We start from the raw sequence: 11,801 nt of genomic DNA, 5'->3' as shown, positions 1-11,801 counted from the left end.
GATTTTAAACAAAAAAGGGGAACATTGCTTTGAACACCATCAAAAGAGTAGCAGTCATCGGCCTTGGATACATAGGCCTCCCAACCGCAGCCATCCTGGCCACGAACGGCATCGAAGTCATCGGCGTCGACGTCAACCAGCGTACGGTGGATGCCGTGAACGCGGGCCAGGTTCCGTTCGTTGAACCGGACCTCGGAGTCCATGTGGCCGGTGCTGTGAGCCAGGGCCACCTGAGCGCGAGTACTTCCACTCCCCAGGCTGACGCATACATCGTTGCCGTCCCCACACCGTTCAAGGAAGACCGCTCCGCCGACTTGAGCTACATCGAAGCTGCAGCCCGGGCCATTGCGCCGCAGCTGCAGGGTGGTGAACTCCTCATCCTGGAATCCACTTCCCCTCCCGGCGCCACCGAGCACATGGCCCAGTACATCCTGAACCTCCGGCCGGACCTTAGCCTTGATGGTTCCGATTCGAAGCCTGCCATCCTCGTGGCCCACTGCCCGGAGCGTGTCCTTCCGGGACGCGTCATGATCGAACTCGTCACCAATGACAGGATTGTTGGCGGTATCACTGCCGAGGCCGCGGAGAAGGCGAAAGATCTGTATGCCGTGTTCTGCCAGGGTGAAATCCTGACCACGGACGCCGTCACCGCCGAGATGGCCAAACTGGTGGAGAACTCCTACCGCGACGTCAACATTGCCTTCGCCAACGAGCTTTCCGTCATCAGCGACAAGCTGGGCATTGACGTTTGGGAACTGATCCGCCTGGCCAACCACCACCCCCGCGTCAACATCCTGCAGCCGGGTCCCGGCGTGGGTGGCCACTGCATCGCTGTGGACCCCTGGTTCATTGTTGCAGCAGCGCCCGAGGAATCCCGCCTGATCCGTACAGCACGTGAAGTCAACGATGCCAAGCCGGAGTGGGTCTTCGAGAAGGTCGTTTCAGCTCTGGAGACGCTGCCCTCCACGGCAGAGGTTTCAGTCCTGGGACTTGCATTCAAGGCCAACATCGACGACCTCCGCGAATCACCCGCCATCGAGATCGCAGCGCACCTCGCCGAGGCCCTGCAGGATCGCCGTATCAACGTTGCTGAACCGCACGTCGAAGAACTCCCCAAGCAGCTGGTTAACCGCAGCAACGTTGAGCTCGTTTCGATCGAAGATTCCATCCAGCGCTCGGATGTAGTCGTCGTTCTGGTTGATCACGACGACGTCAAGGCCGTCGCCCCTGAGCTGCTGTCCGGCAAGATTGTCATTGACACGCGCGGTGCGCTGAACCTTGACCAGGAGATCGTGAATGCTGTCTGAGCGGACACCATCCACGCACGGAGACCAGACACCCGCAGCACTTACGCGCCTTCGCCGTAGGATTTCGGAAGGGCAAATCTCGGGCGATGCCGCTGCCAGTATTGAAGCTGCAGTGCAAGAAGTTGAGTGGCTGCTTCAAGACGCCACTCGATGGCAAGGCCGCCTGACCACCGAATCCTCGTCTCAGCGCGTAGCTGTGGTTTCGGAGAAGAAAGCAGCTCCGCCCAAGAAGCAGGCTCCTGCCATCGCTAAGGCGGAGGTGTTTGATCGTGCCAAGTTCCCGGCCATGGAGGCACTTGGGGCGAACGACCGAGTCGCAGACATTACAGTAGCTTCAATTCTGGACCCCTTTTCACAGACCGCATTTTCCTTTGAGTGGAACAACATCGCGGTGGAGCCGAAAACGTGGAAGGCCCAGCTCGAAGAGACTAGACCGGACCTCCTGTTCGTTGAATCAGCCTGGCAAGGAAACAACAGTGCGTGGTTGTACCAGCTGACAGGCAGCCTTGCTCCGCGTGCCGAGATCAGTGAGCTCGTTGCTTGGTGCAAGGAGCAGGGCATACCGACGGTCTTCTGGAACAAAGAAGATCCTCCCCACTTTGATGACTTCCTCAAGAGTGCCAAGCTCTTTGATGTTGTTTTCACGTCGGACGTCAATTGCGTACCAAAGTATGTTGAGGCTCTCGGCCATGAGCGCATCCACGTTCTGCCCTTCGCTGCCCAACCGCGAATGCACAACCCCGCAAGACCCCACAAGATCAAGCGGGATCGAGCCATAGCCTTCGGCGGTATGTACTTCCGGCACAAATACCCGGAGCGTCGGCAGCAGATGGATTATCTGCTGCCTGCTGCACAGCAATTTGGCTTGGACATTTTTTCGCGCCAGCTGGGTAATGATGCCAACTACCAGTTCCCTGAACCGTTTGACAAGAATGTGGTGGGCTCTCTTCCTTATGAGGAAATGGTGACGGCATACCACGCCTACAAAGTGTTCCTCAACGTGAACTCGGTGGTCGATTCGCCAAGCATGTGCGCCCGTCGTATCTTCGAAATTACTGCCTGCGGTGCCTCCGTGGTCAGTCCTCCGAGCCCCGCCATCGAGCGGTTCTTCCCCGACCAGTCGATTCTGACAGCGGCTGACGAGAAGGAAACCCACGCGCATTTGAGGGCTCTGATGCGCAGCGAGTCTTATCGGCAGCGGCTCGTCCACCGTGCGCAGCGCGAGATCTGGAAGAACCACACGTACGCCTCGCGAGTTGATCAGATCTTGGGTAGCGTCAATCTGCCCGTTCCCGCCCGGGATCGGTCCGTGTCCATCATGGCGCCCACATATCGGCCTCACGCCATCGACTCGATTCTGGAAAATGCGGCACGGCAAGTAGATGTGGAAAAGGAACTGGTAATTCTGACGCACGGCTTTGACATCAACGCCACCGAGATAAAGGCGAAGGCCTCGGATATGGGCTTGAACAATGTCAGCGTCATCTCTGCCGCGAGGACGGTCACGTTGGGAGAGTGCCTTAACCTCCTGGTAGACGCTGCCGAAGGGGACATTCTTACCAAAATGGATGACGACGACTTCTACGGCGAAAACTATCTCCCTGACCTTGTGCACGCCCTGAACTTTTCGCAGGCAGACCTGGTGGGCAAAGCTGCGACGTACTTCTACTTCGAGAGCAAGGACGCGACAATCCTGTCCTACGGTGCCCATGAGCACAGGTACACGGACTTTGTTCGCGGTGCTACGCTCACAGCGCCAGCCGAGGTATTTCGTGAGCACCGCTTTGAAGCACTCGGCCGTTCCGAGGACTCAACCTTCCTCAAGAGCGTCAAGAGTGCTGGCGGCCGGATCTATGCTGCGGACCGCTTCAACTATTTTGTGCGCCGTTCAGCAGACGTCAGCAGCCACACATGGCAGGTCGCCGACGACGAACTATTTGCTACGGGCGACGCCGAGGTCTTCGGCGATCCCATTGCCCACGTTTCGGTTTAGGGGAGCGCACAATGAATCTCGGAACGTTTAAAAGGCTCCTACGCCGACGCATGACGCAGCTGCACACGGCTTTGCTGGCCCTGGCGCTATTCGGAATACTAATTTGGGTCCTCAGCTCGGATGAACGCTGGCTTGCCCTGCCCTTTGCAGCTGTGGCAAGTGCAGTACTCCTGCTTGGAACCCAGCTGCAGTTTTCAGTGGATACGACTCAGACACTGAAAAACAACGGCCAAAAACGCCATGCAGCTCTGATAGCCGTTACTCAGCAGCTCGAATCCAAAACCGTCCGCCAAGGGGATGCGATTGATCGCCAACTCAAAACAGTCTTGGTTGATTTAGCCAAGGTTACAGACGGACAGCAGCTCAAAGCGATGCGCCAGGAATTGGCGAAGCTCGCATCACAGGGTCAGTCGCTCTCCGACCAACAGCGATTCCGGTTTGCTGAGATCATCGATCTTTATCAAGATCACGTAGATCGTCAGCAGGCCCTTGAATTGCGCCTGGGACGTCTCTTTGACGACAGCGCGGAATCACGGCCTTCCAACAGTCCCGGCAACAGAGCTTCCGAGGAAGCCGCTGCGAAATCCTCCTCACCGCTCCTGTCGGTGGACAGCTTGGTCGAATCCCTTTGGCCGTCGGTGCAGAATCACATCTGGATGCGTGACCTCTATTCACGCTCGGGCTCGATTGCACCCAGAGGCTTCCTCGCATCGCCTGAAAACATGAAGGCTGGGGCTTTTCTGGCGGGAACAGAATCTGTCCTGGTCGACTGGGGCATTGACAGCCTGACGTTCCATTTGGCTGAAGAACGTGCCCGCCTCGGCATGTTAACCGTCGCCGTGGAAATGGATGATCGTCTGGCCGACATCGCGGCCCAAGCGTTGGGCGGCAATCTCAAAACCATCTCTACAGGTTCGCTGGCAGCCAAGGAGCTCGGCTATGAGCTTGGCGCGTTAATCACTGAGCCAGCGGGCCTGCTGGTCAACCGCAGCTTGGATGACAGTGACCTTGCCAGACTCGCAGCAGTGCTGAACGATCTGCACCTGGTTGAGAGCGTCTACCTCACTTCCGCTCCCGTTGGAGACGGAGGGTCAACTGTGGACGTCCTTGCCAACGCTGGATTCAGCCGCTCTCAGGTACCCGAAGAGAGCACGATTGACAGGGCTGGCCTTGAGCTCTGGCAGAGGGCCAGCTGATGTCCATGGCCACGGATCCACTTCGCATAAAGATCCAGAAACCCAAAGCCAAGGGATCGAAGGTCACTTTCTCCTTTACCGCTTCACGCAACCTCGAACTGCAATCCCGCAACAGGTGGTACATCGACTACCAGGGAATTGATGTGTCGCATGTTTCCAACGACATGTTTACGTTGGTATTCCTCGCTTGGCAGCTCCCAGTATTCCTTCAGTCCCGTGCGCAGAGTATTACACTCTCAGCGGACTTTCCGGTCTCCGAGGATATCTGGCTCTTTATCCAACGGCTGATGAAGAACAAGGGAATCTCGGTTCAACGTGTTCGCTTTGAAGGACTGGTCAGCCGTCCGCCTCAAGCAACAGACGGTACGCCGGAATATGCGTATCGCCGAAAGGGGACACTGTGCGTGGTCCCGGATGGCGTGCCTCATGGTGTGGTCCGTGAAGTTTTGACGAGGTTCACGGACGCGAATGACCTTTCTTTCCGCAGTTTGGAAATACTTTTCGATTCAAGTTCTGAATACGTAAGTCCGGAATCTAAATCAGGTCTTACTTCCGAGCTAAGGATGAGCTCTGATTTCGGCGTGACACTCAGGCGGTCGGCACTCGGTGCCGCCCCTCGCGCCTTCAGCGCCTATGTTATTGCTGCGGTGCCTGGGGTTATCGGAGGTGGTTTCACTCGATATGCCACCTTCTTGGGAGGGAACCGCTTTTGGCAGCACACCATCGACCCTAATTCCATTGGAAACAGCGGACAGCGCATCGAGAATTTTCAGGCGCTCTCGGACTTCCTTGCAACGGCAGTCAACTATCCCGTGCAGTTGGCAAACGTTGGACGATCACTTTCAGGATTCGGCGCCGTACGTGCTCTAAATCGGCTTGCCCCGGGATGGACTTCCCGCTTTGAAACAGCCTGGGATTCGTCCGAAGCATGGTCGCATCGACCCACAGGAGTACTTGCGTTCGTGGCGGCGTCAGTGGACAGCCATGGGGCATTGGGGGAACGTGCAAGGTCGATGTTCCAAGAGAGCTCAGCCTTCGCGAAGATCTGCGCCGTATCGTACGGGAATCCACGAGTGGGCTGGGACTCGAATGCAGTGTGGGAACCTGGGCTTGGTATCCCCGATTTTGAGCAAATGGAACTCAACGAGTTGTGCCATAAACTCGTCAGCCAATCTTCATCGGGCGAAGCCGTGAAGGACGATTCTTTACTGGCAGCCCTTGCCCCCTTTGGTAAACGCGGATATCCGGATCTCTGGCACCTCCGGAAACCAGCCGCGGGGGAGTACAGGAATGGTTTCGAAGAGTGCATAACCGCCGTGCTCGAAGGTGTGTTGGAGACGTCCGAATGGAGGGGTGAGTACCCCTTACGCACAGAGGCAGTAAAGTTCACAGATGTAGTGGAATTACCTCGCCCTTGGCCGATGACGTTCCGCAGGGCAGGTGTCTGTTGACTAAGATCTTGACGCTGGTTACGTATCAGGCAGCGTGGGGCGGTCTCCACGAGAACGTTGCTTTCGCTGTCCGTGCCTCAGTCCGGGCAGGTCACACTATTGATGTTGCGTGTCCGCCTTCACGTCTCACGGACCACTTACTTGCGCTCGGAGCCGGCGTCGTTGATCTCCTCCCCTCAGCAACATCCGAGGAGTTAGAGCCACTGCTGAGGGACCGTCACTACGATCTGATCCACGCGCACCCGTTCCGCTCCCGGGAAATCGGGCTCCAATTGGCAGCCGCCTGGAAGATCCCTTTCATGGCCACCTTCCACGGTTCATACTTGGATGCGGTCTCGACCTGGCATCAACGGGCTGCTCTGATCGCTGCTGTATCGCCCGCCGTTGCCGAAAACCTTGTGGCGAATGGTGGTGTGCCGGCGCATAAGGTCTCATTGATCCGTAATGGCGTGGAGGATGAGATCTTTGACAGGCCAATCAGACCAATCCTGGAACGGGTTCGAGACGGGCGCGGCGACATCGTAGTCCTTGCCCGCATGGACCGGGACAAGCAGTCACTGGTTGAGAGTGTGGTGCCCACCGCGAAGATGCTTGCAGAACAATTTCCTGAACTGCAATGGCGACTAAGGATTGCAGGTTCCGGCGGCGCCGTGGGAGATTTCCGCGAGCACCTCGTCAACACGCTATCGGTAGTGCCCAACATTTCGATCGACTGGATGGGCTGGGTCAATTCCCACGAGACCACCAGGGTCTTGAGCGGTGCTGTCCTGGCGTTCGCTTCCGGCCGCGGCGCCGCGCAGGCTTTGGCTCTGGGTACACCTGTCGTTGCTGCGGGCTCTCAAGGAGTAGTGGGTCTGCAAGAAGGCGAGAACCTGCAGCGTGGCTTTTGGGGCAATTTCGGGGGACAAAAGCCGGCGGTTCCAACAGACAACTTGGAAATTGCTGAACGCGTCACTCAATTGATCCGTGACCCCGACTCCTGGCATCAAAAGATGTCGCGCGGGAGGCATTCAATCCGTGCCGGCGCAGCTCAGTCTGCAGTCGATGCAGCCTACTTGTCTGCTGTTCAGTTGGCCCTTGAGCAAGGCAATTAGATGATGTAGCTAGTTCCTCTCGGGTACGGGAGCAGCCCTTCGAAGTCATCAGACGCGACCCGACCGTAATCGATGAATGCTGAGCGAAGTTTTTAACAAAATTGATTTGGAGACACCATGGAAAGTGCCTTTGTTCGTGGATATATCATTTCTGATGCCGACATAGAGTTACCGGAACAATGCGAAGGATGGCAGGGGACCTCCTTTGGCGGCTATAGCTTCTACTTCCATCCCTTAACGAAGTGGGCCCGCTTCTCTGGGGGAGACAGTGACTACTGGGTGGTCTTCATCGGACAAGCAGTGGATCTGGAATTGGGCGAAACATCCATGCCGGAGTTGGCCAAACGAACTCATGAGATTCTCACTCAGAGGGATGAGCAGGCAGCGGTTGAGTACCTGGCATACCTGGGTGGTCGATTCTTGTGCGCGTTCGGTAAGAAAGACGAAGTCACGGTTATCCCGGACTGCCATGCCACTGTTGCCCTTTTCTGGACTGATAAGGACGGAAGATTCATAGCATCGTCACACAGCCGGCTGACTGCGACGGTCGCAGGATGCAATCAGAGTGCCAAGTCGGCCGGGATCATGGAATCGCCCCTCTATACAGATGCTGGTGGCAAGTACTATCCAGGCCTTTTGACGCCTTTCGAGTCCGTCCTCCCCTTGTTTGCCAACTGCCTCATTCGCAATGATAGGCAGACATCCAGCACGAAACACACGCGGTTCTATCCTTGGGAAGATGTTCAGCCGCTCGGTGACAGTGGCGTAATACTGGAAGCATTCGCTCAGGTTCTTGAGCGCCATGTGCAGTTGTTGACTGGGCTGGGGAAAACCAACATATCCCTCACCGCCGGTCTTGATTCCCGCGCCACCGCTTTTGCCGCTGCTAATCAAGTTCAGGAGGGCTCATACGCATACACGTACTTCCGATTTGAGGGAGCAGTGGGTGAAACTATCCAAGACCTGCTCGGTGCTTCCGACTGGGCGCGCGAGCTAGGACTGCCTCACAGGATCATTCGACTGCATCCGTATGACCCAGCGGCAGAGTGGGTGAAAATGTATGTTCAGTCGTTCCCTCGAGGTGCTCGCTTCCCTGCATTAGCGCAGTGTTACTCTGAGAACTTCTCGGACGAGGACATCTCTCTTATATCCACTATTGCGGAGACCGGAACCGCATTCTATAAACTTAGGGACTCGGCGGAACCTACGCCAGAAGTCTTGGCTGGAAAGTTCAGTCGCAGTCCCATCGGCCGTTCCGAGGAAATGATCGATATCTTCAAGGAGTACGTTGAGTACTCCGAGTTCACCACCAAGAAGCTTTTCAATCTTGACTGGCACGATCTGTTTTACTGGGAGCATCGGAATAGTAAATGGGCCTCGTTGTGGTACTCCGAATTGGATCTTTCGCACCGAGTGTTCTTGCCATTCAATAGTCGTGCGTTGATTGAGATCATGCTGAGCCTGGAATACTCACTCCGCGAATCTCGGTTCCTTCTCACGGAGTACTGTGCCAGGAAGGCTGCAGAGCTCGGACTATCTGAATCTGTCAGTTAGGACGCCAACCAAGGCCCGCACCACCCCGGAGGGGAAGTGCGGGCCTTGGTTGATTCCTTGTGGCTAGTCGCTAACTGATGTTTGTGTACCGGCGGCTAAGGCCCGAGATGAATTCGAAATGGCTCAATCCCCGGGCTGCGGAACCCTCACGCGTCGTACTTCTTAGCCGCGATCAGAATAGAACGCGTCATTCTTCACTCCCGAACCGTTGACTACATTGATCATGTAGTATTTGCCAATACCCAGTGAGGTACTTCCAAGCTTGGCCGTCACGGACTCAAGCCGTGGGTTAATGCCGCGTTGATTGCCATAATCTGGATTGTAGGTTGAAGCAGCGACGGTCTTTTCGTACGTGCGCCCATAGGTATCTGTCCACTTCACCTCAACGGTCCCGCCGCTAAGGTTGTGACCCGTAACCAGAACATCGCCGTTGCCGTAAAAGATAGAGTCTGTAATGACGGGAGTCATGCTGAAAGTCTTCATGCGCTCGGACATGGGAGCCCATGTACCGGTACACGTGTAGTAGCCGTCCCACCTATAGGAGATTACTTTCATTGGAGAGTTACCCAGCTGTTGGAGCTGCCTGTCGATTCTTCCCTTGGTTGTCTGGCCCCGCCCATTGTCGTCACAAGGATTCTGGCTGGTTTTAGGAGCCATTCCTTCCATGTTTGCCCAAAGTTGAACCCCGCTGCCTGCAAGTCCGTCTGCCGCAGCGGCAAAGTAATCACGAATAGGAGCAAGATATTTGCTTCCCCAAGAACCTTCCCCGACAATTGACGCCGCAAATTCGTCGACCGGGGCGTTCGCTTCGTTTCCGAAGTATGCACCACCTTTGCCAGTCCCCATGCCATCCTGCACAGCGATAGCGAGCTTTATGCCGTTTGCTGTCGTTGCAATCCTCTCCACGCCAGAACGGAATTTTGCCACTGTGTAGCTTCCCGTGCTTCTGCGGGCGTCGAGATATGGGCTGACAATTGCGTTCCGTCCAGGCAGAACTTGGGCTATGGCTTTATTGCCGATTCTATAAAGATTTAGAACTGGGTCGTAATGTGTCGAGTCGGTGACCGGCATTTCGTAAGAATGGTAGAAACCAGCCAGTGCAGGGACATCTATTACGGCCTTCTGATAGCGAAGGAATCGATCCGTGAATTGTGTCAAGGCGGGGATATATGTCTCATCTGGTAGCCAGGCCATGTCGGTGCGATTGTCGGGAAGGGGCAGACCTGCGAAATATTTCATGCCGAGGGCAGAGGCTGCTTTGGTTACCGAAACGTTGATTCCTGATGTCCCAGAATTGGTGGCGCCGCTCACGACGACGACGTCATACAGACCGTTGGAGGATGTGCAGCTAGTCCCTTGGTTAGGAAGAACAAAGATAGTGAAAGGCTTTCCATTAGCCGCAATCGAAAGGTCTCGAGGACAAACGAGAGACTTGGTTCCCCACAGGCTGTAGTCGTAGTAGGTAAAGTATCGGTTGACCTTTACTCCAGCTGCGGCCGCTTGCGCGCAATTGACACCGTTAACTTTGCAATCAATTGGTATCTCGGCCAGAGTGGCTGGCTTCAGGCGGGACCCAAAGGTTATGACGGTATCCCCACCGACAGCCTTGATATCAGCTAGCTTCTGCGCGTTCACGGCATCGCTGGTGCTGGCATATATGAAATAGCCGCTAACAGGATATACCGGGGGAGGGGCTGCTTGTGCCGTGGGTCCGTGTAGGAACCCCGCTACGAGGACAAAGGCGGCCATAAGGCTCGCTGTCAAATGCCGAGCGCTTGTGGCTCGGGACGTGGGCGTCTCTACTCTAAACTTTGCCACGGAGGATCCTTGGGCTCGTAGGGCTGAGACCTTGGACCTATGGCAAAAGAATGACGGGGAAGAGCGTCAAACTCAATGACTTGACCACATCTTTCACGGGCTTTACAGAGTGTAAATGAGGCACCGACTACATGACAGGCCTATTGCAAGGACCGTCGATACTAGACCGGAACGGTCACGCCAAATTCGTCGATACGATGCCCCACACCCAGGAGCTCAGCGATAGCAGCTACAGTGCGCTCAGAAGCGCGACCATCACCATAAGGATTGACAGCGTTGGCCATCGTGGCGAAGTGCTCCGGGTTGTGCAGCAGCATCTCAACATGGGTAACAATTTGTTCTTCATCAGTTCCAATGAGGGCCACGGTACCAGCCTCGACAGCTTCTGGACGTTCAGTATTTTCCCGCATGACCAGTACGGGTTTGCCGAGGCTCGGGGCCTCTTCCTGAACTCCACCCGAGTCAGTGAGAACGATGTGTGCCAGCGAGAGCAAACGGGTGAATTCACCGTAGGCCAGTGGCTCCGTTACAATTACGTTCGATTTTCCGGCAAGCGCTGGCAGAACTGCTTCCCGCACTACCGGATTCTTGTGAGCCGGCAAAACGATGGCGAGGTCCGGCTCTGCATCCGCGATACGGGCCAGTGCGCGACCAACCCCGCGCATCGCATCGCCCTGATTCTCGCGGCGATGTGTGGTGACGAGCAGGATTTTGCGACCGCTGGATGCGAGTTCCTCAAGTTGAGGATCTGTAAAAGGAATCTGCTTGTCAACGGTGGTGAACAATGCGTCGATTACCGAGTTGCCTGTAACAACGATGTCCTTCGCATTCACGCCCTCGGCCAGCAGATTTCCTCGGCTAGTTGTGGTCGGTGCAAGGTGCAGCGCTGTGATCTGGCTCGTGATCTTTCGGTTAGCTTCCTCAGGGAAGGGGGAAAGCAAATTGCCGCTACGAAGGCCGGCCTCCACGTGTACGACCGGAATGCCATGGTAGAAAGCTGCGATGGCCCCAGCGGTTGAAGTGGTCGTATCGCCCTGGACGATGACGGCATCAGGCTTGTTGACGGCGAAAAGCTTGTCCAGCCCGCTGATCGTGCGTGTCATGATATCCGACAGGGACTGACCCGGCTGAAGTATATCGAGATCGTGTTCTGGCGTGATTCCGAACAGGTCGTTTACTTGATCCAGCATTTCCCGGTGTTGTCCTGTGACTGTCACGACACAGTCGAATTCTGGCGATTCCTGCAGTGCGTGGACGATGGGAGCCATTTTTATGGCTTCCGGGCGGGTGCCGAAAATAGGCATTATGCTGGGCACGGTTTCCCCCAAAAGAGCAAGCTTGCGAAGACAGAGACGTATGTATCCTACCGGAGCTGGGAGGGGCTCTAG

Annotated in this window: 8 protein-coding genes; 6 read left to right on the top strand and 2 right to left on the bottom strand. The window is 56.0% G+C overall.

The features are described from left to right. Window positions 1-29: 29 nt before the first annotated feature. From wecC to AC1DD7_RS09515, 6 genes are all read left to right on the top strand, one after another. Complete coding sequence (gene wecC / locus AC1DD7_RS09540; RefSeq protein ID WP_477514751.1) at window positions 30-1,307, top strand: UDP-N-acetyl-D-mannosamine dehydrogenase; 1,278 nt, start codon at window positions 30-32, stop codon at window positions 1,305-1,307. Next, window positions 1,297-3,300 (top strand): glycosyltransferase family protein, encoded by a 2,004-nt coding sequence (locus AC1DD7_RS09535; protein ID WP_477514750.1) that lies wholly within the window; start codon window positions 1,297-1,299, stop codon window positions 3,298-3,300. The genes wecC and AC1DD7_RS09535 overlap by 11 nt, the downstream gene beginning before the upstream one ends. 50 nt (window positions 3,301-3,350) lie before the next feature. Then, on the top strand, window positions 3,351-4,496 hold the full coding sequence (locus tag AC1DD7_RS09530) for a hypothetical protein (RefSeq protein ID WP_477514749.1): 1,146 nt from the start codon (window positions 3,351-3,353) through the stop codon (window positions 4,494-4,496). 5 nt (window positions 4,497-4,501) lie between these two features. Continuing rightward, window positions 4,502-5,947 (top strand): hypothetical protein, encoded by a 1,446-nt coding sequence (locus AC1DD7_RS09525; protein ID WP_477514748.1) that lies wholly within the window; start codon window positions 4,502-4,504, stop codon window positions 5,945-5,947. Then, window positions 5,944-7,041: a glycosyltransferase family 4 protein gene (locus AC1DD7_RS09520; RefSeq protein ID WP_477514747.1), complete on the top strand. Its 1,098-nt coding sequence runs from the start codon at window positions 5,944-5,946 to the stop codon at window positions 7,039-7,041. Before AC1DD7_RS09525 ends, AC1DD7_RS09520 begins: the two co-directional genes overlap by 4 nt. A gap of 117 nt (window positions 7,042-7,158) precedes the next feature. Further along, entirely contained in the window at window positions 7,159-8,595 is a 1,437-nt protein-coding gene (locus AC1DD7_RS09515; RefSeq protein WP_477514746.1) for a hypothetical protein, read from the top strand. Window positions 8,596-8,757: 162 nt separating this feature from the next. Here AC1DD7_RS09515 and AC1DD7_RS09510 read toward each other — a convergent pair whose 3' ends face one another. Next, the gene (locus AC1DD7_RS09510) at window positions 8,758-10,230 is read right to left on the bottom strand and encodes a DUF4434 domain-containing protein (protein ID WP_477514745.1); all 1,473 of its coding nucleotides are present in this window, start codon (window positions 10,228-10,230) and stop codon (window positions 8,758-8,760) included. Between the two features lie 344 nt (window positions 10,231-10,574). Continuing rightward, a complete protein-coding gene (wecB, locus tag AC1DD7_RS09505) occupies window positions 10,575-11,717 on the bottom strand; it encodes a non-hydrolyzing UDP-N-acetylglucosamine 2-epimerase (protein ID WP_477514744.1) in 1,143 nt (380 codons plus the stop codon). Window positions 11,718-11,801: the final 84 nt, after the last annotated feature.

This window comes from Paenarthrobacter sp. 10L412 (assembly GCF_056395565.1).
Note: the sequence above shows the minus strand (reverse complement) of the source record. Positions and strands in the feature narration are given on the sequence as shown.